The 24,549-nt window shown below is 59.1% G+C and carries 18 protein-coding genes; all 18 read right to left on the reverse strand.

All coding sequences use genetic code 11. The features are described from left to right. Positions 1 to 58 precede the first annotated feature (58 nt). The 18 genes from rsfS to purH all read right to left on the reverse strand — a co-directional run bounded on the left by rsfS (position 59) and on the right by purH (position 24,192). On the reverse strand, positions 59 to 421 hold the full coding sequence (gene rsfS / locus BQ5379_RS04395; RefSeq protein ID WP_071134312.1) for a ribosome silencing factor: 363 nt from the start codon (positions 419 to 421) through the stop codon (positions 59 to 61). 332 nt (positions 422 to 753) lie between these two features. Then, on the reverse strand, positions 754 to 1,539 hold the full coding sequence (locus BQ5379_RS04400) for a DUF4251 domain-containing protein (protein WP_071134313.1): 786 nt from the start codon (positions 1,537 to 1,539) through the stop codon (positions 754 to 756). Between the two features lie 166 nt (positions 1,540 to 1,705). Continuing rightward, positions 1,706 to 2,428, reverse strand: a complete 723-nt coding sequence (gene nth / locus BQ5379_RS04405; RefSeq protein WP_071134314.1) for an endonuclease III — start codon at positions 2,426 to 2,428, stop codon at positions 1,706 to 1,708. Between the two features lie 212 nt (positions 2,429 to 2,640). Then, on the reverse strand, positions 2,641 to 5,550 hold the full coding sequence (locus tag BQ5379_RS04410) for a glycoside hydrolase family 2 (protein WP_071134315.1): 2,910 nt from the start codon (positions 5,548 to 5,550) through the stop codon (positions 2,641 to 2,643). 374 nt (positions 5,551 to 5,924) lie between these two features. Further along, positions 5,925 to 6,749, reverse strand: coding sequence for a 2,3,4,5-tetrahydropyridine-2,6-dicarboxylate N-succinyltransferase (locus BQ5379_RS04415; protein ID WP_071134316.1), 825 nt, complete (start codon positions 6,747 to 6,749; stop codon positions 5,925 to 5,927). A gap of 86 nt (positions 6,750 to 6,835) precedes the next feature. Then, complete coding sequence (locus BQ5379_RS04420) at positions 6,836 to 8,068, reverse strand: endonuclease/exonuclease/phosphatase family protein (RefSeq protein WP_071134317.1); 1,233 nt, start codon at positions 8,066 to 8,068, stop codon at positions 6,836 to 6,838. A 145-nt stretch (positions 8,069 to 8,213) separates the two neighbouring features. Further along, positions 8,214 to 8,906 carry a rhomboid family intramembrane serine protease gene (locus BQ5379_RS04425; RefSeq protein WP_071134318.1) on the reverse strand — a complete coding sequence of 231 codons (693 nt, stop codon included), beginning with the start codon at positions 8,904 to 8,906 and terminating at the stop codon, positions 8,214 to 8,216. A 349-nt stretch (positions 8,907 to 9,255) separates the two neighbouring features. Next, positions 9,256 to 11,295: a DNA mismatch repair endonuclease MutL gene (gene mutL / locus BQ5379_RS04430; RefSeq protein ID WP_071134319.1), complete on the reverse strand. Its 2,040-nt coding sequence runs from the start codon at positions 11,293 to 11,295 to the stop codon at positions 9,256 to 9,258. A gap of 181 nt (positions 11,296 to 11,476) precedes the next feature. Then, complete coding sequence (locus BQ5379_RS04435) at positions 11,477 to 11,776, reverse strand: hypothetical protein (protein WP_071134320.1); 300 nt, start codon at positions 11,774 to 11,776, stop codon at positions 11,477 to 11,479. A gap of 294 nt (positions 11,777 to 12,070) precedes the next feature. Then, the gene (locus tag BQ5379_RS04440; protein ID WP_071135545.1) at positions 12,071 to 13,426 is read right to left on the reverse strand and encodes a glucose-6-phosphate isomerase; all 1,356 of its coding nucleotides are present in this window, start codon (positions 13,424 to 13,426) and stop codon (positions 12,071 to 12,073) included. A 9-nt stretch (positions 13,427 to 13,435) separates the two neighbouring features. After that, positions 13,436 to 14,449 (reverse strand): NAD(P)H-dependent glycerol-3-phosphate dehydrogenase, encoded by a 1,014-nt coding sequence (locus BQ5379_RS04445; protein WP_071134321.1) that lies wholly within the window; start codon positions 14,447 to 14,449, stop codon positions 13,436 to 13,438. 253 nt (positions 14,450 to 14,702) lie between these two features. After that, a complete protein-coding gene (gene rodA / locus BQ5379_RS04450) occupies positions 14,703 to 16,178 on the reverse strand; it encodes a rod shape-determining protein RodA (RefSeq protein WP_071134322.1) in 1,476 nt (491 codons plus the stop codon). Next, entirely contained in the window at positions 16,159 to 17,985 is a 1,827-nt protein-coding gene (gene mrdA / locus BQ5379_RS04455; protein WP_071134323.1) for a penicillin-binding protein 2, read from the reverse strand. The genes rodA and mrdA overlap by 20 nt, the downstream gene beginning before the upstream one ends. A gap of 194 nt (positions 17,986 to 18,179) precedes the next feature. Beyond that, positions 18,180 to 18,692 (reverse strand): hypothetical protein, encoded by a 513-nt coding sequence (locus tag BQ5379_RS04460; RefSeq protein ID WP_071134324.1) that lies wholly within the window; start codon positions 18,690 to 18,692, stop codon positions 18,180 to 18,182. After that, positions 18,689 to 19,546, reverse strand: a complete 858-nt coding sequence (gene mreC, locus BQ5379_RS04465) for a rod shape-determining protein MreC (protein ID WP_071134325.1) — start codon at positions 19,544 to 19,546, stop codon at positions 18,689 to 18,691. Before mreC ends, BQ5379_RS04460 begins: the two co-directional genes overlap by 4 nt. A 525-nt stretch (positions 19,547 to 20,071) precedes the next feature. After that, positions 20,072 to 21,094 carry a rod shape-determining protein gene (locus BQ5379_RS04470; protein ID WP_071134326.1) on the reverse strand — a complete coding sequence of 341 codons (1,023 nt, stop codon included), beginning with the start codon at positions 21,092 to 21,094 and terminating at the stop codon, positions 20,072 to 20,074. Positions 21,095 to 21,116: 22 nt separating this feature from the next. Further along, positions 21,117 to 22,637, reverse strand: coding sequence for a sulfatase family protein (locus tag BQ5379_RS04475; RefSeq protein ID WP_071134327.1), 1,521 nt, complete (start codon positions 22,635 to 22,637; stop codon positions 21,117 to 21,119). A gap of 19 nt (positions 22,638 to 22,656) precedes the next feature. Next, positions 22,657 to 24,192 (reverse strand): bifunctional phosphoribosylaminoimidazolecarboxamide formyltransferase/IMP cyclohydrolase, encoded by a 1,536-nt coding sequence (gene purH / locus BQ5379_RS04480; RefSeq protein ID WP_071134328.1) that lies wholly within the window; start codon positions 24,190 to 24,192, stop codon positions 22,657 to 22,659. Positions 24,193 to 24,549 lie beyond the last annotated feature (357 nt).

A 24,549-nucleotide genomic window follows, 5' to 3' on the forward strand; every position in this document is an offset into this window, starting at 1 on the left:
CGTGCGGGACGGAGATTCATTAAAAGGGTTTTACGAAAATATCGCTTCGGACCGGGTCTCAGTCTTCGCTGGCATACTCGGTCGCGGGTGCATCGGCCCAGAGTTCTTCAAGACGGTAGAAATCGCGCATTTCGGTCTGGAAGATGTGGACCATCACGTCGCCATAGTCCATGGCCACCCACAGGGCGTTATCGAGCCCCTGCACACGCCAGGGTTTTTCGCCGAGTTCCTTGATGGTAGCCTCTTCGATACCGCCGGCGATAGCGGCCACCTGGGTGGTGGATTCGGCATTGCAGATGACGAACGTATCGCAGATGGTTCCGTCGAGGGAGCCGAGGTCGAGGCTGACGATTCGAGACGCTTTTTTGTCCTGCATGGCGCGGACAATCGTTTCGGTGAGGCTTTGGGTGTTATCGCTCATTCTGAATCAAAAAGTTCGGTTCGTTTCCGGAGCGTTGTTTCGCACCGGGTCTATTAGGGGACAAAGGTAAGTATTTTTATTTTATTTCGGGCTGTTTCGCGACCCGCGTTCTTTGCCGGACGACTGCGCACGGGGGCAGACAAAAGCCTCCTCCCCACCCTGCACACCGCCCCGTCCAACTTCTCCGCAGTATCGTTCTCCTTCAGACCGGCTGCCGTTCCACCCGACCTCTCCGGATGTTTCGGGCAAAACTCGCTCCTTCGCCAACGGCGAAGGAGCAGCCCTAAGAGCCGGCAGCATCACAGCCCCGTATAAGAGCAGACCTCCTTCGGTCAGAGGATTTCGGGATTGATGGCCGTGGGCTGCCCGGCCGGGATGGGTTCGATATTGCCGAGGAACTGCAGGTGCTGCGTGCCGCTGCCCTGAATGGTCAACGAAGCTTCGCCACTGTCGAATACCTCGAAAGTCAGCACATAGACCCGCTGGTTGAACTTCTCACGGGCAGTAACGGTCACCCAGGCACGCTCCTTGCCCGCAGCGGTGCCCTCTTGCGAGATTTCGGGATTCGCGGCCGTGAAGTAGAAAGGCGAACGGTCGGGATTGGAGATCGTGTTATAGACATAGCCGTAGTACGGCAGCGTGCAGGCCACGCTGTCGGGCGTCACGGCCACCTCGTAATAGGTGGTCAGGGTAACGTAAGGGGTACCGGGCAGTTGGGTCACCACCCTGCTCGGCACGAACAGGAATCGCCGGGAGGTGAGCAGCGAATCAACCCGACGTGCGGCAGCCTCAGCCTGCTGGGCCCGCTGCTGCTGCCGTTTGCTGCGACGGTCATCGGCAGGAACCGCAACGGCATCACCAGTAGCCGCAACGACAACGGCGGGATCAGTGTTCAAGAGGTAAACCGGCTCAGCCTCCACATCCGCCAGTCGATCGGGAACAATCGCATTGAAAGCAGGCCCATTCAAGGGTTCCGAAACGGATTTCATCCCCTCAGGGCGAGATGGCGGGAATGGCTCGGCTGCAACGGCAACGCCCTCGGCATGAGCCGCGTATCCGGAGAGCAGTCCCAGCGAACCGAACAGGGCCGCTGCGGACACAAAAAGTTTCGTTTTCATAACAGAATGATTCTATTTATACGAAATATCACAAAATATATGCCAGCGGCCTACGCCAGCTACCGACACGTTAATATAACGAAGCGGGACCCCGAAATCATATACGGGATCCCGCTCGAAGGGGGTCACAATGTATGCAGAAACGGAGCGCCTGCCTTTTTCTGACTTATTCGTTCGGCTGTTCCGGAGTCTCTTTCCGGATCGCTTCGCGGGAATCCCGCTGAGCCTTTTGCGCCTCTTTCCGGGCGGCCTCCAACTCCCGCTGACGATGGCGGCACCAGGGGGCGATACCGCAGGCGGGACACTGCGGGGCACGAGCCGTGCAGACGTATCGGCCGTGCAGGATCAGCCAATGGTGGGCACGCCCCAGCAGATTTCTGGGGATATGCGAGACGAGGGTACGTTCGGTTTGGAGCGGATTTTTGGAACGGGTCGTCAGCCCGATACGCTCCGCCACACGGAACACATGGGTATCGACCGCCATGGCCGGTTTGTCGTAGATGATCGAGACGATGACGTTGGCCGTCTTGCGTCCCACGCCCTGCAGCGTGGTGAGCTCTTCGACCGTATCGGGGATACGTCCCCCGTAAACCTCTTCGAGACGCTGGGCCATCGCCACCAGATGTTCCGACTTGGCGCGGGGATAGGATACCGAACGGATATATTCGAAGACCTCGTCCGACGAAGCCGCCGCCAGACGGGCCGAGTCGGGGAAGCGTTCGAACAGCGCCGGGGTGACCAGATTGACCCGCTTGTCGGTACACTGGGCCGACAGCACCACGGCCACCAACAGTTCATAAGGCGTACGATAGTGGAGTTCGGTCGCCGCATCGGGCATGTTTTCCGAAAACCAGCCGATCACTCCGGCATATCTCTCTTTGACAGTCATAACGGACAAAAACAGGTTGCAGGAACAAAGGTAGCGAAAAGGGCGTTACCGCAGACACTCGCTCCGCATCACATGTGAGACGATCCGACCATCCATGTACGCAGAGAGGGTTCCCGGTCGATCCTCAACAGGAACCGGACCGGGAACCCTCAAAATCTACATTTACGGAGCGGCGGCTCGCCACCGCGCCTGGGCAGCAATGCTGCTGCGTTCTACTGGCCGTCGAATTCCAGATGCACGGAGCCCTGAATCCGATCGCCCTTGTGGAGCGGCTTATAGCCTTTCTGCGCGTGCGACACCAGGAAGCGGTCGCTGCCCGCATTGTTGTAGTCGGCCACCAGGAACCGAACCGTGTCGCCATCGACCCAGCTGCGGAAATGCTGGCTGCCGTCCGAAACCACCGTCAGCCGTTCGTCGGGCGAAGCGGTCAACGTCGCACGGTAGATGTTCTCTTTGGTCGAGCGGAAAGCATTCGAGCCGTTTGCCGTCTGGTCGAGCCCCCACGCCACGTCGGGCTGACGCGACGGGCCGGCCAGTCCGGAGATCGGCAGCCGTTTGTCGAACGCGCGGGCATGGCCGCTGAGCGCCCCGATATGGTCTTCGGGATAGACGCTCCAGTAGCCGCGGCGGGTCCAGTCGAGCTGGTCGTACCGTGCCGGAAGGTCAAACACCAGACCGACCTGACGCGGCGACACCGCCTGCTCCATCGTGAAGTCGTAGCCCACCGTCAGCGAGCCGTCGGCAGCGATCCCGTAGGTCAACGTACCTTCGGCCTCGGCATAGCGACCGCTCACGGCAATTTCGACCCGATCGTTTCCGGGAGTGCATACCACCCGTTCGGCCGTCCAGTTGCGGCACACCGGGTTGTAGGGCGCAAATTTCTGATCCTTGCCCGTCATCTGGATTCCTTCGCCTTCGGCGTTCAGCGGGAGCACCATCAGCGACGGATCCCCGGTCAGCAGCGGCTGGCCGTCACGCTCGACCGTCAACAGGCCGTTGCGTTTGTCCACCGTGAACCGACGTCCGCCGGCCTCAACTTCAAATGCATCGGACTGTTCGCTGCATTGGATTTTGGGCATACGTTTCGGTTTTTCGGCCGTGCAGAGTTCCACTTCGGGCGCGATACGGAAACTGTACCGATCGACCTCGAATCCACGCACACCGACCACCCGCAGGTCAAGAGTTTTGCAACGCTTCAACGAGTCGGGCAACCGGATTTCGATCACCCCCTCGCCACGCGGTTCGATGTCGGCCTGCACCGTACCGCTGCCTCCGCCGGCACGCCACTCGATCCGGCACTCCGACAGGTTGGAGAACAGGTGGCGGTTTTCAGCCTCGATGCGCACCGTGCCGTCCGCGCCGACATTACCGGCGAGTTTGAGTTTCACGGGGCTGTAGGCCTTTTTCATGCCCCAGTATTCGGGTTTTTCGCGCCGCCAACCGTCGATCACGCCCCAGGTTCCGTAGCCGACCGCCTTGTCGCCCGGCAGGAAGAAGGTGTCGTCGATTCCGACCCAGATGGCACCGCCCAGCACGCCCTGGCTGTGGTACATGTCGTTCCACATGACGTCGAGCAGCGGCCCCCACATGTTGCGCAGACCGGGGTCGGCGGCCAGTTCCAGCCGGTTGTAGGCATTCAGGTGGCAGTACTCGTCGAACACCACCGGACGGGCATAGTTGCGGTACTGATCCGGTCCGCCGGGTCCGGGATAGTGGTGGTTGGTCACCTCGAGCATCCCTTCGTCGGCTTCGGGGCCCCACTGGCTGAAGTTGCGCGGACGGGTCGAGTCGATAGCATGCACCACCTCGCAGGCCCGCTTGAAGAATTCGTTGAATTTCATCGATTCGTTACCGATCGACCAGATCAGCACCGAGGGGTGGCTGCGGTCGCGGTTCACCATCTCGATGTGCTGGTTGACCAGCACCGCGTCGTGCAGTTTCTCGGGCACCTCGCTCTCGTGGGCCCAGCAGAAGGGAGCTTCGACCTCGACGAACATACCCAGTTCGTCACAGGCGTCGAGCAGCGCTTCGTCCGGCGGATAGTGCGACGTGCGGATATAATTGACGTTACCGCGACGGAAGAGTTCGACGTCCTGACGCCAAATGTCGCCTTCGAGCGAGCGGCCGCGCAGCGGCATCACTTCGTGGCGGCACACGCCGCGCAGTTTGACGGGATGGTTATTGACGAAGAGTTGGTTCCCGCGAACCTCGATCTGACGGAAACCGACCCGCCGCGACGAGGAGGTCACCACACGGTCGCCGTCGCGGAGCTCGCAGACGAGCGTATAGAGATAGGGGTGTTCGGGGTCCCACTTTTCGGGACGGGCCACGGCCATCGGCACATCGATTTTAGCCGTCTGGCCAGCCTCCACCTGCTGCACGTTGCACACGGCAGGGCTCAGCGCTACGCTCTGCCCCTGGGCATCCTTCAGCGTGAAGGCGAGCTTCAGTCCGTCGGCAGCCGCCTTCGCTTCATTGGCCACGGAGACTTCGGCGTGGAGCACGGCGTTGGTATAGGTCGAATCGAAGGTGGTGGAGACGTGGAACTGCGCCAGATTGACCTCGGGCAGGGCCATCAGATAGATGTCGCGCGTGATGCCACCGAGCGGGTGGACCGCATAACGCGAAGCGCTGGAGGTGGCATCGGCCACGCTTTCGGAGGTCACGGCAACCACGATTCGGTTCTCCTCGCCAAACTTCACCCAATCGGTAATGTCGAACTCAAAGGGGGTGAAACCTCCCAGGTGCGAGCCGACCCGATGGGCATTGACAAAGACCGAGCAGTCGCTGTACACCGCGTTGCAACGCAGTTTGATGCGCCGTCCCTGCCAGTCGGCGGGCAGTTTGAAATCACGGGCATAACCGGTCTGTGCACCGGGTTCCACTTCAAAGCCCTGCATGACCCACTCGCCGGGCACCTGAATGGTTTTCCAGTCGATCGAGCCGTTGGGCAGATGTTTTTCGCCGAGGGCGGTAGTGAACTGCCACTCGCCGTTGAGCGAGAGTTTCGCATCGGACGGAACGAGCGGTTGCGGCGAGAGCCGCGGAACAACGATTTCGGCCGCGCCACCTGTCAGACAGGCCAGGGCCGAAAGGGTTAAAAACAGTAATTTTCGGAGCATGGGTTTTTTATTTACAAATTTAGGGAATTCCCTCCGAAGAGCGTACCTGTCTGCACCGGTTGTAGTTATTCGATGCGGCACCGCCGACTGCTCAAATGTGCACAAAACGGAACTCGACGTTGCCTCGGCCTCGATTCACCGAGGGCAACCCACCGACAGATCACCGCCCACGCCGACAGTTTTCCCACTTCGCACCTCCACTCATTTCAGTCTACACCGAAGCCACCTCATCCCCCGCGCACGGGCCATTCATTAGACTACCATCCAAGCAACACGCTCACGTCCCTGCCCCCTTGCCAAAAAGAGAGCCCGGGCACTCCTCCACAGAAGGATTGCCCGGGCAGCACATTCTCTGAGCACAACAAAACGCCCCGTTAGGCCGAAACGCCGAAGTCACGCAGCGCGTCGTTCAACGACGTCTTACGGTCGGTCGACTCCTTACGCTGGCCGATAATGAGCGCGCAGGGTACCTGGTATTCGCCGGCCGGATAGTGCCGCGTGTAGGAGCCGGGAATCACCACCGAGCGCGGCGGGACGTACCCTTTGTAGTGTACGGGTTCCGGGCCGGTCACATCGATAATTTTGGTCGATCCGGTGATCACCACATTGGCTCCCAGCACGGCTTCGGCCCCGATGTGAGCCCCTTCGACGATGATGCAGCGCGAACCGATAAAACAGTGGTCTTCGATGATGACAGGCGCCGCCTGGACCGGTTCGAGCACACCGCCGATTCCGACGCCGCCGGCCAGATGGCACCCCTTGCCGATCTGGGCACACGATCCGACCGTGGCCCACGTATCGACCATCGTACCGGAATCGACATAGGCGCCGATGTTCACATACGACGGCATCATGATGACACCGGGAGCCAGGTACGACCCGTAGCGAGCCACACCGTTCGGCACGACGCGCACACCGAGCGATTCGAAATCCTGTTTGGTTTCCATTTTATCGAAGAATTCGATATCGCCACATCCCATTTTGCGCATTTTCTGGATGGGGAAATAGAGAATCACGGCCTTTTTGACCCATTCGTTGACCTGCCAGGTACCGTCCTCTTTGGGTTCGGCCGTGCGGAGGCGACCCTTGTCGAGCAGTTCGATCACCTGTCGGATGGATTCCTGCGAAGCTTCACAGTCGAGCAGTGAGCGGTCGTCCCAGATCTTTTCGATCGTTTGGCGGAGTTGTGTGAGTTCCATGTTTTCAGTCATTTGTTCGATTCGATTTCTGAACCTCTTCTCCTGCCTTCCGACCCGTCTGCGACCAAGCCTTTGTGGGCAGGATGCTACTTTTTCGGTTCGTCGTCATTCGTGGTGGGCGGCACCGCACGACGCAACCGCACGAAGACCGGATTGTGGTCGGACCAGGGCAGGTCGTCGGAACGGTAGGCCACACTTTCGAACGCTGGCGAGTGGAATATGTAGTCGATGCGGAGCATCGAGAAGAGGCGGTTGTAGGTATAAGCAAACCCCGTGCCGACATTGATAAAGGGATCCTCGAGCGTTCCCCTCATTTTCTTATAGGTGTAGGAGACGGGGGTATCGTTGAAGTCGCCGACCACGATCACCGGATAGGGCGACTGGGCAATCATTTGCGAGACGGTATCGACCTGCGCTGCCCGACGGCGGTAGTTGGTTCTGAGGCGCGATCCCAGACTCCGCACGAATTTTTGGGCTCCTTCCTGTCCACTGACCTCCAGCCGTTCGACCCGCTCCTGGCTCTGCTCATCGACCTGGGTCGACTGGAGGTGGTTGTTGAAAATACGCAACGTATCGCCCGAAGCCGTCAACAGGTCGGCCCGAAGCATCGAATTGGCGGAGTGTTCAAAGCGCAGCCGCTCACTGCCAAGAATGGGCAGACGACTGAAGATGGCCGTCCCGTAACCGACGTCGCCGTTGCCGCCATAGATGAAGTTGAGTGCCCGGTACGGCCATTTGCGGAAAAGGCTGTCGATCCTGCTCACGTCCTCGGGCATCATGGTTTCGTACTCCTGGAAACAGACAACGTCTGGCTGCATGCGCTCCACATAGGCACTGACACTGTCCAGAATGGCGATATAACCGCTGTGTTCACTCTGCTCGCGGTTGAATCCGTGAATGTTATAGGTCATCACGGCGATCTGTTCCGGATCCTTGCGACGTTCGGCCACGGCGCCCGGATCCTCATCGGCATGGTACTCTTTGCGGAAGTCGACCTGCACGAGAGTTCCGAGGTGTCCGAGCCCGCAGAGCAGCGTGAGCAGCGGGATCAGCACCCACCACCGCCAGCGGATGATCCAGACCAGCAACATCACGAAGTTGCCGAGAAACAGGAAGGGTGCACCGAGACCGAAAAAGGCGAAAATCCAGACCCGCTCGGGACTGATTCCGGTCGACAAATAGGCCATGATAAGCCCTGCGCTGAGCGCCAGGGTCACCAGCACGAGCAGAATATCGAGCAGCACCCGCCACAGACTGACGGGCTGGCTTTGGTCGATGTAGTAGTATTCGTTTCCGGCGCTGTTACGGTTGGCGCTCATGATAAAGAGTAGATTCTTACATTACAGGCCGAGGGGGCGACCCTGCGGGTCACGTCGGCCATCTCGGGTTTGGCGTTGCGTCACCGGCCTCGCAGTATCCGCATGATACCGCTGGTCCGTCGCCGCTGAGGCCTGCACCGAACAATCAATAGTATATTTTTCCGCTTCGTTTCCAGAGTACGAGCAGGAGCAGTCCGAAGAGCATCCCGCCCACGTGGGCAAAGTGGGCAATATTGGAACCGGTCTGGGTCACTCCGAGGAACAGTTCAAGTACGCCGTAGGCCACGACAAACCATTTGGCTTTCATCGGGATGGGCGGAATCAGCAGCATGATCCGATCGTTGGGGTGGAACATGCCGAAGGCCAAAAGTACGCCGAAGACAGCGCCCGAAGCACCGATGGTCACCACGTAGTCGGCCCACTGCTGGCGAACCATCGTAATGGGGTAGCCTTCCGAAATGAAATGCTGGAACTCGAACCAGTTGACAGCGAGGTTACATAGCCCGGCGCCTACACCACAGATCAGATAATAGGTCAGGAAACGCCGCGAGCCCATGTCGTATTCGAGGATGCGTCCGAACATCCACAGGGCGAACATGTTGAAAAACAGGTGCGAGAATCCGCCGTGCAGGAACATGTAGGTCACCGGCTGCCAGATCTGGAACTTGTGCCCTTCCCAAAAATGGAGACCGAACAGGTCGACCATGCGTTCGCCCCCGGTGCCCTGCGGCAGCAGGGTCTGCGCCAGGAAGACGATGACGTTCAGAATAATCAGGTTCATCACGACGCTCTGTCCCCACGACGAGCCGTTGTTCGTACCGAAAAAGTTATTGTTCATACGTTCTTGTTTTCTTCATTCAGGTCGGTTCGACCGTTTTCGGAAGAGATAATCTCCCCGCTTCTACAGGCCGCTCCGTTTGCTGTACCAGGGTACACGCTGCCATTCACAAGGCTTTCCCCCTGCACCATCATCCTTCCATCTTTCCATCATTTCGCCCATCATCCCCCATTTCGCTCTTCTTCACATTTCCCCATCAACCCCTTCCCTCACACTCCTCCGCCCCTCCGCACAATGGTCTCCTCCCTTCCCGACTTTTCCCGCCAATTTCCCCACATATACCTTCCACCACACCTCCTATTGCGCTCCCCGAACTCCCGTTCACTCTCCCCGCCCGGTCGCACACCGGCTATTTTTTCAGCCGTTTTTCTGCCTCGACAGCCGATACGACCGTCATCACAGGACGACCGTCGGGCGTATAGTTGGGCTCATCACAGGCAAAGAGCTGCCGCACCAGCGCATCGGCCTCAACCGGGGTGACGGTCGCCGAACCGCCGGCAAATAAGGCTCCGCAACAGCTGCGGGCCATGGCCAGCGCCAGTTTTTCACGGTGATTGTCCCGCAGGGAACTGCCCTCTTCCTTGATTTGAGCGAGCAGCTCCTCGAGCGCCTGCTCGGGCGAGGTTTGTTCTCCCATTTCGACCGGCAGCCCATAGACCACCACCGTCGAACCGCCCATGTCGCGCAGGTCGAAACCCATTGCGGCAAGTTCCGACGCGTTTTCCATCAACAGGAAATGGTCGGCCGGAGCCAGTTCCACGGTGCGCGGGAAGAGTTCGCGCTGTCCGACCACCGAGAAGTCGTTCTCCATCCGGCGAAGGAACTCCTCGTATACGACACGCAGCCGGGCCCGCGCCCGATCGACAATGACCACACCGTCGGCCGTCGTGGTGACGATGTATTTGCCGCCGCCGAAGACCAGACTGCGCGGTACGACCGCCGCTGCGGCCGCCATCGGCGAACTGCTATCGGTCGATGTTTCGGCAGGCGCCTCCGCCAGCGGCAACTGGGTCTGAAGCACGCGGGGTTCCTCTTCAGCCGGTGATTCATAGTCGCTGTAGGTCTCCTCGCCGGGCAGCAGGGAGGTCGGCGCGGCGGTCGGATTGCTGAAATCGGGTATCGTGAGCGACGGAGGGATCATCTCCGTAAAGGGAGCCTGCTCGGGGTCGTCAAACGCACGGGCACGCGAGGCTCCGTAGCCGGACGAGGCCGAGGCCGACGGACTGTCCCACTCCTTGCGGTCGTAGCTGTGGAACGGGTTGTAGTTGTCACGCACCGACACGGGAGGCGGAGCGGGCATCTCGCGACGGGCTGACGTTGCGCCCTGCGTATTATATATCGGTATTTCGAGGCCGGGCACGGGGTTGTCGAAGTCGAGCATCGGCACGACGTTGTGTTTGCCGAGACTCCGCGCAACGGCCGAAGCGAGCATCTGCCACAGAGCCTGCTCGTCGTCGAATTTGATTTCGGTCTTCTGGGGATGGATATTGACATCGAGCCGCGCGGGATCGACATCGATATAGACAAAGTAGGAGGGCGTATATCCGAACGGCAGCAGTTTGCTGTATCCGTTCACGACGGCCTTTTGCAGGTATGCACTGCGGAAATAACGGCCGTTCACGAAAAAGAACTGTTCGGAACCGCTCTTCTTGGCGGTGGCGGGCAGACCGATATAGCCTCCGATCCTGACAATCGGGGTATCGACTTCGATATCGAGCAGTTTGTCTCCGGTCTTGCGTCCCACGATGGCCGAAATACGCTGTCGCAATCCGCTGGGGATCAAATTAAAGAGTGTCTTATCATCGGCCACGAGCGTAAAGGCCAACTCGGGATGGCAAAGGGCCACCCGCTGAAATTCGGCGATGATCTGTTTGGTTTCGGTGCTGTCGGCCTTCAGGAATTTCCGCCGCGCGGGGGTGTTGAAAAAGAGGTTCCGCACGGTGATCTGCGTACCGCGCGGACAACTGACGCATTCGGCCCGGGCATCGGCCTCGGTGCCGCCGGCAATGGTCACGAGCGTGCCGACTTCGTCCTCGGCTCGCCGGGTGCGCAGTTCGACTTCGGCGACGGAAGCGATCGAGGCCAGCGCCTCGCCGCGGAAACCGAAGGTCCGCAACGCAAATAAGTCGCCGGACTTCCGGATTTTGGAGGTAGCGTGCCGGGCAAAGCAGACGACGGCATCGCCGGCCGCCATGCCGCACCCGTCGTCAATCACCTGAACGATGCTTTTCCCGCCGTCACGGACAATGACGCTGATGTGCTGCGCACCGGCGTCCACGGCATTTTCCATCAGCTCTTTGACCATGGAAGCGGGACGCTGCACCACCTCGCCGGCAGCGATCTGGTTGGCTACGTTATCGGGTAATATTTGAATCAGGTTTCCGGACACGAATTATCTTCGAAAAAACTAATATCTGTTTGAACAAACCGTCCCCCATTTGGGTTTATCCGCACGCATCGGCCCTCAGGCCTGCGACCGCACCGGCCGCAACACGGGTCCCGCCTGCACACGCTCCCTGCCGGGGCATCTCTCAGCAAGGCCTATCTCTGCGGTCACACTCGCCGAACGATCAGAAGGCTCGCCCGAAATAGGTGAACATCAGATAGAGCACGAGCACCACACAACCGAGGAAAATGACGGTACGAATGGCGGTTCGCTTGCTGCGTTGTGCCCGTTCGCGTTCGCGTTCCTGCATGCGCAGCAACCGCCGCTCACGGATATACATCCCGGGTTTGTACTCGCCTTCGGCATACTCTTCGCCGAGCAACATCCGGCGACGGGCTTCGCGTTCTTCGGCTTCCGGATCCCAGTAGCGGGGTTTGTATTCGAATTGGCGCGGTTTGCGACCGAAACCTTTGAATCCTAACATGGTTGTGCGAAGTGTATTAATTGGACAAAGATAGTATATTTTAAACGTTCATAGTCGGATTTTCATTATACGGAATCACATTTTTGTATTCGTCGCCCACCCTGCACATTTTCCCCAGGAAGGCGCTTCGACCGCCCTTGCACCCCCTCACCGATTCTCTCGGGCTCCATCCGTTTCGCGGTTCCCTACCCTCTGCCCCACAGGCACGCCTTCTTCTCTCCCTACAAGCGAGCACGGGGTGTCTCTCCGCCTGGAGAGACACCCCGTGCTCGGGTATTGCCCTGTTCTGTCGCCTTAGAGGCGTTTGCGAAGTGCTTCGCCTTCGGCTTCGTAGCCCGGTTTGCCTAGCAGCGCGAACATGTTTTTCTTGTAGGCTTCGACACCCGGCTGGTCGAAGGGATTGACTCCGAGTGCATAACCACTGATACCGCATGCCTTTTCGAACATGTAGAGCAGCGCTCCGATCGAGTGGGCGTCGATCTGCGGAATTTCGACCGCAATGTTCGGCACGCCGCCGTCCACGTGGGCGAGCATGGTACCGAGGATAGCCATCTGGTTGACTTCGCTGATCCGTTTGCCGGCCAGGAAGTTCAGCCCGTCAAGGTTCTCGGCATCGGCTTCGATCTTGAAGGTGTGGGCCGGCTGAGCCACGCGGATCACCGTTTCGAAGAGGGTGCGTTCGCCCTGCTGGATATACTGGCCCATCGAGTGCAGGTCGGCGGTCAGGGTCACCGAAGCGGGGAAGATACCGCGACCGTCTTTACCTTCACTTTCGCCGTAGAGCTGTTTCCACCACTCGCCGATGTTCTGGAGTTTCGGTTCGTACGAGGCCAGGATTTCGATCTTCTTGCCGGCACGATAGAGGGCGGTACGTGCGGCGGCATACTGCATCGAGGGGTTTTCGGCAAACGGAGCCGTAGCGGTGAGTTTTTCCATTTCGACCGCACCGGCCACCAGTCCGCGGATGTCGACACCGGCCACGGCCAGCGGCAGCAGGCCCACCGGGGTCAGCACCGAGTAACGTCCGCCGACGTTGTCCGGAATCACGAAAGTTTTGTACCCTTCGGTATCGGCCAGCGTGCGGAGTGCGCCTTTCGAGGCGTCGGTCACGGCCACGATCCGTTTGGCAGCTTCGGCTTTGCCGTAGCGTTTTTCGATCTGGTCGCGGATGATGCGGAAAGCGATGGCGGGTTCGGTTGTGGTACCCGACTTGGAGATGACGATCGTAGCAATATCGTAGTCCTTGACGGCTTCGAGCAGTTCCCAGGTGTAGTCTTCGCTGATGTTCTGGCCGGCAAAGAGCACTTTGGGGTTGGTGCCTTTTTTCGGAGCGGTAAGGTTGTCGAACGAGCCGCTGAGCGCTTCGAGAACGGCTTTGGCTCCGAGGTACGAACCGCCGATGCCGATGGCGATCACAATGTCGGCTTCGTCGCGGAGCGTTTTGGCCGCAGCTTCGATTTCGGCAATCTGGCTATCGGTGATCGACGAGGGGAGGGTCACCCAGCCCAGGAAATCGTTGCCTTTTCCTTCACCGCTGTGCACCAGCTGGTGGGCAGCTTCGATTTCGGGTTTGAGGGCTTCGATGTCGGCAGCGGTCACCGTGGAGGCCGGAGCCAGGATTTTGTCGATCTGTACGTTTACACTTTTCATGGTGTGCATCTATTTTAGTTGATCCAATATGCTTTTGATTTGGGCGGCAGGATTTTTCCGCTCGTAGAGGATGCCGTAGACCGCCTCGGCAATGGGCATCTCGATGCCGAAACGGGCGCGGAGCCGGTGGATACAGTCGGCGGCATAGTAACCTTCGGCAATCATGTTCATCTCCATCTGGGCGTTTTTGACGGAGTACCCTTTGCCGATCATCACGCCGAAAGTGCGGTTACGGCTGAACTGCGAGTAGCAGGTCACGAGCAGGTCGCCCAGGTAGGCCGAGTTGCAGACGTTCCGTTCGGCTTCGAACGTAGAGGTCAGGAAGTGCTCCATCTCGAGGGCCGAGTTGGAGATCAGCACAGCCAGGAAGTTATCGCCGTAACCGAGCCCGTGGGCAATACCGACCGCGATGGCGTAGATATTTTTGAGCACGGCGGCATATTCGGCGCCGTAGATATCGGCCGACGTTGTGACGCGGATATAGTCGTTGGCAAACTTGTCGCCAAGCATCCGGGCGATTTCGGGATCCTTGCAGACCATCGTCAGGTAGGAGAGCCGTTCGAGGGCGACCTCTTCGGCATGACAGGGGCCCGTAACGATTCCGATCCGGTCGAAGGGGACGCCGTAGCGCTGGTTGAGCCACTCGGCCACGGTCAGGTAGCCGTCCGGGACGATGCCTTTGATGGCCGAGATGATGAATTTCCCGTCGAGTGCGTGGCGGTCGAGCGGTTCGAGCGTAAGGCCGAGGAAGGCCGAGGGTACGGCAACGATGATGACATCGCTGTCGCGCACGGCGCTGGCAATGTCGCTCGTGACGGTGAGCCGGTCGGTAAAGAAGTGAACCTGGCTGAGGTACTTGGGATTGGTACGATGGGCGGCCAGGTGGGCCTTGACGTCGGGATTACGCACGTGCCACCGCACGGTGTTGCCGTTTTCGAGCAAGATCTTGACGATGGCCGTAGCCCAACTGCCGTAGCCGACGACGGCACAGATGGAGTCTTTATGGATCCGGGGTTGTGACATCTCTACGATTTAGTAGAGGTAAAGGTAATACTTTTTCGGGACAATCTTTTGCATTTCCGGCAGACATAGCCTCCACCGCCCCATTTTGAACATCCCGATCACCGTCGTATTGTATGCAGAGCGGCCGGACGGGATCGGTATGGATCCCGTCCGGCCGCTCTTATTCGTTCCATTCCCTCCCGTTCGACACGCTCCGACAGGGCCGGCCATCCGCCGAAGAGAGCCCCTGCCGGCCGCTCCGCTTCCCTAAACGTTACAGCAGTTTTCGGGCGTTTTCGTCATACTGCGAAGCGTCGAGCCGGATGGCCACAAAGAGCAGCATTGTGAAGGCCAGCAGCGACGACCCCCCGTAACTGAAGAAAGGCAGCGGAATGCCGACCACGGGGAAGAGTCCGATGGTCATTCCGATGTTGATGGCGAAGTGCACGAAGAAGATGGCGGCCACAGAGTAGCAGTAAATTCGTCCGAAGGGTTCTTTCTGCCGTTCGCCCATGCGCATCAGGCGCAGGATCAGGAAAAAGAAGAGCGCCACAACGGCCAGCGACCCGACGAATCCCCACTCTTCGCCGACGGTACAGAAGATGAAGTCGGTACTCTGTTCGGGCACGAAGCTGAAGCGGGTCTGCGTACCGCCAAGGAATCCTTTGCCGAAGAAGCCGCCCGACCCAATGGCGATTTTGGACTGGATCACGTTGTAGCTCCATCCGTGGGGGTCGTTTTCGATGCCGAGCAGGTCGAGGATACGTTTTTGCTGGTGGACCTGCAGGATGTTGTTGAAGGCGTAGTCGACCACCTCGGTAAAGATCACGGCACCGGCGAACAGCAGCACGAACTGCCAAAGGTTGGCCAATCGGTGACGCACCCCGTAGCGCACCAGCCACGGGATCGAAAGCGCCACCCCGATCAGCATGGCATAGTTGAATCCGAGGCTGACACCGAAACAGGTGGTCACAACGAACACCCCCACAGCCAGCAGCAGCACGAGCGCCAGGTAGCGCACGGCGTCACGCCAGTTCCGGTTCACGAACCCCTGCACCACCAGACACAGCAGCAGCACGATGAAGAGGATGGGCAGCGGCTCGAGCAGAAACGAGATGATGAACAGGAAGGCCAGCATCAGCACCACCACATAAAGTGCCGAGCCGAATCCTTCGCGATAGAGCATGATGAAGAAGGCGGCGAAGACCATGGCCGACCCGGTATCGTTCTGGGCCAGAATCAGCAGCACCGGCAGCCCGATAATCAATCCGATATAATAAAGCGCCTTGGCCGAGTGGAGGTTGAAGTTGTAGGCGCTCATGTACCGGGCCAGAGCCAGGGCCGTGACGAACTTCATGAACTCGGCGGGTTGTATCTGGGCGGAGCCGATCACCAGCCAGGCTTTCGCCCCGTTGATCTCCTTGCCGAAAAAGAGCACAAAGAGCATCACGGCGAGCATCAGCATATAGAACGGATAGGCCAGCATGTGCCAGTACTTACCGTCAATCAGCAGGATCGAGATGGCCAGACAGAAGCTGACACCAATCCAGAGGGTCTGCATCCCGTAACGCTGGCTCAGGTCGAAAATACTGGCCTGCTCCTCGTTATAAACGGCGGCGTAGATATTGACCCAGCCGAAGAAGACCATCAGCACATAGATGCCGACCGTCCACCAGTCGATGTCGGCGGCAAAAAGCCGACCGCCGGAATTGCCTTCGCCCGGTGTGATTTTACTGGCCTCGTTTGTCATACATCGGATAGTTTAGGATCATCTCTTTGATTTGCCGTTCCATATCGGGTCGGGTGACGGTATCGGTCAGGTACTTTTCGACGAGCAGGCTGGCGATCGGCGCTGCGGCCGTAGCTCCCCAGCGGCCGTGCTCGACGTAGACCGACACGACGATCTTGGGGTTGTCGCGCGGGGCGAAACAGAGGAAGGTCGAGTGGTCGGGACCGGCCGGGTTCTGGGCCGTACCGGTCTTGCCGCAGATGTCGAGTCCCGGGACGGCGAATCGGGTGGCCGTACCGGCCACGTTCACCGCTTCGTACATCCCCTCGACGATCGGCTCGAAGTGTTTGGGATCGACCATCGTGTAGTTCTTCTTGTAGAAGCGCGCATCGATGGAGTCTTGACCGGCGATCTTTTTCACCACGTGAGGAATATAGTAGTAACCGCGATTGGCGATGGTGGCACCGAGGTTGGCCAGCTGAAGCGGCGTAACACCCAACTCGCCCTGTCCGATGGCCAGCGAGATGACCGTGAGCGAGTTCCAACTGCCACGGTAGCGACGGTCGTAGAAGTCGGACGTGGGTACATAGCCGGCCAGCTCGTCCCAAAAGTCCGATTCGAGCTTGCGTCCGAAGCCGAAACTTTCGACATACTCGTGCCATTTGTCGAAACCGCCCTTGGTGATGCCGCCATACTTCCGGTTGTCGAGAATATCGCGCAGTACATAGCAGAAGTAGGCGTTGCAGGAGTTGGCCGTAGCCTGCACCAGGTTCAGCGGCGAGAAGTGGCTGTGGCACTTGACACCACGGCCGATGGTGTACCCGTTGTAACACGGGTGGAGATCTTCGGCGCGACAGACGCCCTCCTGCAGGCCGATCAGCCCGTTGACCACCTTGAAGGTCGATCCGGGTGGGTAGCGCGACATGACGGCGCGGTTGAAGAGGGGGTGACGGCCGTTGCGCAACAGCTCCATGTAGTTGTTACCGAGGTCGCGGCCGACGAGTTTGTCGGGGTCGTACGAGGGGCTGCTGGCCATCACGAGGATTTCGCCCGTGGCGGGTTCGATAGCCACCACCGAACCGACCTTGCCGGCCATCAACTGCTCGGCATACTCCTGAAGCCGCGCGTCGATCGTGCAGGTTATGGCCTTGCCGGGAATGGGGAGGGTGTCGTAGCGGCCGTCGGCATAGGAGCCCTGCGGCATCCCGTGAACGTCGACCAGTTCGACCTTGACCCCTTTGGTCCCGCGCAGGTACTCTTCATACGACTTTTCGATCCCGCTCTTGCCGATATAGTCGCCCATGCGATAGTAGGGGTCGCGTTTGATGGTGGCCTCGTCGACTTCGTTGATGTAGCCGAGCAGGTTGCCGGCAATCTTGCGGGGGTAGGTCCGCGAGGTGCGGTACTGGGTGTAGAAACCGACCAGGTGGCGCTCGTCGAGTTTGAGTTTGACCTCTTTGGGCAGCTGCTTGAAGATCATCGAGGGACGACGACGGGAGTAGCTGCGGGCCTTGTCGAGGGCCTTGCGCACCTCTTCGACGGTCACGCCGAGCGTATTGGCCAGGAAGGCAGTGTCGAAAGGTTCGACGTCGCGCGGCACCACCATCAGGTCGTAGGATTCGGTACTCTGGACCAGAAACTCGCCGTTGCGGTCATACACTTCGCCGCGGGGCGGATACTGCACCATGTAGCGCATGGCGTTGTTGCGGGCCGAGTCTTTGTAGTCGCTGTCGATCACCTGGAGCCAGAAGAGGCGGCCGACGATCAGCAGTACGACGATCAGCAGGCTGAGCTGCAATATTTTCTGACGGTTATATCCGGAGTTCATATTTGGTTTTTCGTTCGGTTCGGCAAGCGATCGCGGATCGCGTCGCCGAACCCTGGGGGGATTTCAGTACGAACAGCACGCTGCTGTCCGCCACGCTGAACGATGCAGTGCGGCACCGCCCGCGACCCGTCGGGGCAAACAGCCCGAACGTGCGCGAAGAACCGCAGGGTTCCAGATTCCACCGCCCGCCGGGATCACATTTTAATCTCCGCGTGGGCGAAGGGCAGGTGGAGGAAGTAGATAATCACTACACTAAAGAGCGAGCTGAGCAGAATGCGCAGGGCAATGGCCCAGGCTTCGCCGGAGAAGTCTTCGAGAATGAAGAAGGGGATGTTGAACAGCAGCACCATGACGGCGACGTAGCGGAAGAACTTACCCAATCCGACTCGGGCCGCAGTGGGGATACCGCCATCGTACACCATCTCTTTGCCCAGCAGCAGTCCGGCCACCGTCGGACGCACGAAGGCGAGCCAGGTGGAGGCCACGGTTTGCAGTCCGGCTGTTCCGGACATGAAATCGACCGCCCCGCCGGTGATAAAGCCGAGCAGGAGCAGGCTCCAGCCGGGCGTATCGAGCGGCAGCAGGATCAGGAACATGATGTAGATATAGGGGTTTACGATCCCGCCAAGGTTGATGTTGTCGAAGACAAACTCCTGCAGCACGAGCAGCAGCAAAAAGATCGCACAGTATTCCAAGAATCGGATCATTGTTGGCCTCCTCTCTTTTGTCCGCCGATTTCGGCATTGCCGACGGTCGATTCGAGTGCGCGACGCTCTTCCTGTTCGAGGTACCGCACGACGTAGACGTGGCGCACGCGGGCCAGATCGGCAAAGAGTTTGACTCGCACCTTATAGAAGGTTCCGTTGACCATTTCGAAACTCTCGACCGTACCGATGGGCTGGTCGGGAGGGAAAATGTAGGAGTAATTGGTGGTCACGACGGTGTCGCCGACCTTGAGTTCTGCATACTTGGGAATCTCGTCAAGGATCACTTCGCGGTGGTTCAGACCGTCCCAATAGATGGCCCCGGCGAAATCACTTCCTTTGATACAGCCGCTGGAGCGAAACTCCTTGGTGTTCAGCAGCGAAACGGCTACGGCAAAGTGATCGGAGCAGTGTACAACATACCCGACGATACCGTCCTCGCTGACTAGCGCCATCTCGGGTTCGACACCGTCCACGGTTCCGCGGTCGATAGTCAGGTAGTTTTCGCGTTTGCTGATGCTGTTACGGATGACACGGGCGGGCTGGTACTGGTAGTACTGGAGGCTGGGCAGGGAGTCGGCTGCGCCGAGCGTATCGGCTGCCTGGCGGGCGCTGAGCTGGCTGCGCAGCCGTGCGATTTCGGCCACGAGGCGCTCGTTTTCGGTCCGCAGACCGAAATAGCCGTTGATGTCGGCGATCTTGTCATACACGCCGCTGACCAGCCGGTTGGATGCACCGGCGATTTTCGCCTTCTGGTACACGTTGCCGTGGAGGAAGATTCCGATGGCAATCGCTTCAAGGGCGATAAACAGCAGTCCGAAGTGGATCCGCTTGAGAAATAATAATAGCTTCAGCAACTCTCGGTGTTTTTAACAAGGTTGCCAGTCCACGGTATCGCAGACTGGCATAAGTTCAGGCCACCCGCATCTGCGGGACAGCCGACCATCTTCGTTACGCCCGGGACGAAAACCGTTTCAACCGGCGTGACACAGAACCGGGGGCTTTTCTGTCGACAGCACAATAAAGCGTATCGGTGCCACACAGCGCAGGCCACGAGGGCCCACACCCCATCCTCTCACTCTGTTACCGCCCTGCTTCTCACTCTGCACCCTCTCGGTTCTCTCCGTACGCGTTCCATGTCCACGTTCTACTTCGCCCCTTGCTCCAACTCCCCCATCGGGCTCGCATCGACTCACACTCCGTCCCCCGCTCCTTCGCTTGCTTCCAGTCGACCTGCACTTCTCACCCTCACCCCACGCAGGTTTCCCGCCGACCTACTCTCGCCCCCTACTCCCCAACCTGTTTTCTGTCGACCTACTCTCCGCAACTTGCTCTCCAAGCGGGTCCCAGGTGACTCACACTCCGCCCTCCGGGGTGAAGGGCTATCGCATCAGGAACGAGAAGCGGCCGATGTTTTTCAGAGCGATACCGGTACCGCGTGCCACGGCGCGAAGCGGGTCTTCGGAGACGTGGAACGGGATACGGGTCTTCTGCGAGAGGCGTCGGTCGAGGCCCCGGAGCAGCGCACCGCCACCGGCCAGATATATCCCGTTTTTGACGATGTCGGAATAGAGTTCCGGCGGGATCTTTTCGAGCACTTTCATGATGGCAGCATCGACTTTCATCAGCGATTTGTCGAGGGCGTGTGCCACCTCTTTGTACGAGACGGGTATCTCGAGCGGCAGCGAGGTGATGATGTTCGGCCCGCGGACGATGTGGTCGTCCGGCGGATTATCGAGGTTGTCGATGGCGGCGCCGACAGCGATTTTGATCTCTTCGGCGGTACGTTCGCCGATTTTGATGTTGTGCTGCTGACGCATGTAGGTCTGGATGTCTTCGGTGAAGACGTCACCGGCCACGTTGATCGATTCGTTGCAGACGATCCCGCCGAGCGAAATGACGGCCACTTCGGCGGTACCGCCTCCGATGTCGACCACCATATGTCCTTCGGGGGCTTCGACGTCGAGGCCCATCCCGAGGGCGGCGGCCATCGGTTCGTAAATCATGTAGACTTCGCGTCCTCCGGCATGTTCGGCGGAGTCGCGCACGGCACGGATTTCGACGTTGGTGGAACCACTGGGAATACAGATGACCATGCGCAGCGAAGGGCTGAACATCTTGTTGCGCGATTTAATCATCTTGATCATCCCGCGGATCATCAGCTCGGCTGCGGTGAAGTCGGCGATCACACCGTCGCGCAGCGGGCGGATGGTTTTTATGTCCTGGTGGGTCTTACCGTGCATCTGCCGGGCCTGGTTGCCGATGGCCACCAGCCGGTTGGCATGCTGGTCCACAGCCACAATCGACGGCTCGTCCACCACGATCTTGTCGTTGTAGATGATGATGGTGTTGGCCGTGCCGAGGTCCATGGCCAGTTCCTGGGTAAGGAATGAAAAGAGTCCCATATTAATGTTTCGTATATCGTGTTTACTTGTCGTTCAGGTTGTCGGCAGCGGGGTCTCCGATCTCGAGCAGGCGACTGCGCAGAGCGGCACGCATCTTCTGCACCACACGGGGGTGGGTTGCCGCCAGGTTCTGAAGCTGCTGCGGGTCGTTTTTCCGGTCGAAAAGGTACTCGTCGACCTGATTCCCGCCGACACAGCGCACGGCATAGGTGTAGCGGGCGGTTCGCCAGCCTCGCCAGCCGTCTGCGGGTTGGGCCCCGTCGAAACCTCCGGGTCGGGTACTGTCGTTGGCCCAGAATTTCACATAGAGCTGCCCGTCGGTTTTGACTCTCCGCCGACCGGTGACGGCGGCGCTCAGATCCCGGGTCTGAACGGTGGCGGGAATGTCGTCGCCGTAACCCAACAGACTGAGGATCGTGGGGGTGAAGTCTTCGAGCGAGATGAGCAGTTCGTCGTCCTGCCGGTGTTCGATACCGCCGCCTCCGATAATCAGCGGCACGCGCATCGCCTCCTCGTAAAAGGTGTTCTTACCGATCATTCCGTGGACGCCCATCATATCGCCGTGGTCAGAGGTAAAGACCACGATGGTATTATCGAGCAACCCTTGCCGTTCAATCTCGTTCAGGATTCGGCCGAACTGTTCGTCGACTCCGCTCATGCAGGCATAGTAGTCCCGCAAGACGTGGGGCATGCTGCCAGCCTGTTTGGGGTCGATACCGGGGTAGCGCGCGGCTACGGAATCGGCATCGAGGTCGGCATACAACTCGCGGTAGCGTTCGGGCACTTGGTTGTAGCCGGGGTGGGGCGGATTCATCGAGACCATCAGCGCAAAGGGTTCGTCGGCATGCTGACGGATATAGTCGACAGCCAGACCGGCCTCGTACTCGGGGCCCCAGCAATCGACATAGCTCCAGTCGTCGCGGTCGGTGGCATTGTTCCAGTACATGGGCCGGAGGTGGACGTCGTAGGTCCCGTAGGCGACCCAGTAGTCGAAGCCGTGGCGACGCTCGGGCGGACACCATTCGTTCCAGGCTACGGGACCGCGGTTGTTGCTGCAGTCGATGTAGGGCTCGAACGGGGCGTCGAGGTGCCATTTGCCAATGTATCCGGTGGCGTAACCTTTCTCTTTAAGAACGTCGGACCAGGTGCGGATATCGCCGCGAAGTTCCACGCCGTAAGGGGCGGTACGGGAGTTGCAGTTGGCCGTAACTCCGTTCGCAAGCGGATAGGCTCCGGTCATGAACATGGCGCGGGCGGGCGACGAGACGGGATAGGCACTCACGCACTGCGAAAAGAGGATTCCCATCGAGGCGAACCGGTCGAGGTTCGGAGTCCGGACGGGTTCCCGTCCAAGTATCCCGAGCGCCTCTCCACGCCACTGGTCGGCCATCACGACCACCAGATTCTTCGGCCGAGGGTTATTGCGAGTCGCAGCAGAAGCGTCCACGTTTCGGGCCGCCGCCGGCACGGGCACAAGCCCGGCAGTCGCACTGGCCAGGCCGAGCGCGACTGCGGTGACGGGGCGAAAGACGTTTCGGCTCATCGCTCGAGTTGCTCTCTGCCTAGTGTTTGAAGTGGCGCAGGCCGGTGAAGACCATGGCCATCCCGTTGGCGTTGCAGTAGTCGATGGTATCCTGATCGCGTACCGATCCACCGGGCTGGATCAGGGTATCGATACCCTCCTTGTGTGCGATTTCGGCACAGTCGGCGAAGGGGAAGAAGGCATCCGACGCGAGCACGGCACCGCGCAGGTCGAAGCCGAAGGATTTAGCTTTGGCAATGGCCTGTTTGAGCGAGTCCACGCGCGAGGTCTGACCGATCCCGCTGGCCAGCAGCATTCCGTTTTTGGCCAGCACGATGGCGTTGGATTTGGAGTGTTTCACGATCTTGTTGGCGAAGATCAGGTCTTTCAGTTCTTCGGCGGTGATAGCCTTGTCGGTCACCTGTTTCACTTCGGAATCCTGACCGCCGACCTTGGCGTCGCGTTCCTGAACAGCCACCCCGCCGAGCAGCGAGCGGAACTGTTTGTCGCAACGGGCCACCTCTTTGGTTTTGAGGATGATGCGGTTCTTTTTGGTTTCGAGGATAGCGAGCGCGTCGTCGTCATAGCCCGGAGCCATGATAACTTCGAAGAAGATTTCGTTGATTTTTTCGGCAGTAGCCTTGTCCACGGGGCGGTTGGTGATGAGCACGCCGCCGAATGCCGAAACGGGGTCACCGGCCAGGGCGTCTTTCCAAGCCTCGACCAGGGTCGGACGAACGGCCACGCCGCAGGCATTGTTGTGTTTCATGATGACGAAGGCGGGATCGCTGTCGCCGAATTCGGCGATAAGGTTCACGGCCGCATCCATGTCGAGCATATTGTTATAGGAAATCTCCTTACCGTGGAGCTGTTCGAACTGTGCCGAGAGGTCGCCAAAGAAGGTAGCGGCCTGATGGGGGTTTTCGCCATAACGCAAGTGGGTAGCCTTGGCTTCGGTGAAACTCTGTTTGAAGGCGGGAATACCTTCGGTACGGTTGAAGTAGTTGAAGATAGCCGTATCGTAGTGCGAGCTGACGTTGAAGGCTTCGGCAGCCAGGTGGCGGCGTTGTTCGAGGGTGGTGCAGCCGTCCTGACGGGTAATCAGGTCGAGGATGTAGCCGTACTGAGCAACGCTCGGCACGATGGCCACGTCCTTGTAGTTTTTGGCAGCGGCACGGATGAGCGAGATACCTCCGATGTCGATCTTTTCGATGATCTGCTGTTCGGTAGCACCGGGCGTAGCGACGGTCTGTTCGAAGGGATAGAGGTCGACGATCACCAGATCGATATCCGGAATTTCATATTCGGTGGCCTGCTGCTGGTCGCCGTCGTTGTCGCGGCGGTAGAGGATGCCGCCGAATACTTTCGGGTGCAGTGTTTTGACGCGGCCGCCGAAGATAGAGGGGTAGCCGGTGAGGTCTTCGACCGCATGGGCTTTCACGCCGAGGCCTTCGATGAAGGTCTGCGTACCGCCGGTCGAGTATATTTTGACTCCGTGTTTATCCAGTTCCTTAACGATCTCTGCCAGGCCGTCTTTGTAGAAGACGGAGATCAGCGCGCCTTTGATTTTTTTCACTGCTGTATGTCGTTATGTGGTTTCGTTGTTTTTAAAGGACAAAGATAGCGTTTTATTTTCTTAGTTTCCACAAATTGAGGCGGATTTTCGCCGTTTTCTCCACCGCAAACTTCCTGACCCCGGGTCATTTCCGTCCGGCCGCCCCATTCCCAGACAACCTGCACCCTTACCCGACTCTCCACCGATACGATTTGTAATCCCGACCACAATCTCCCATCGAATGCCCCGCAAGAAAGCCATACCATCCTGCTCTCACAACACCCCACTCCACCACTCCGCAATCCAGCAGCACTTTCACTTCACAAGCCCCTCAGTATAATTCAGCAAAATAATATTTTATGTATTATTAAAAATCAT

The organism is Millionella massiliensis, assembly GCF_900104655.1.
Classification (GTDB): domain Bacteria; phylum Bacteroidota; class Bacteroidia; order Bacteroidales; family Rikenellaceae; genus Rikenella; species Rikenella massiliensis.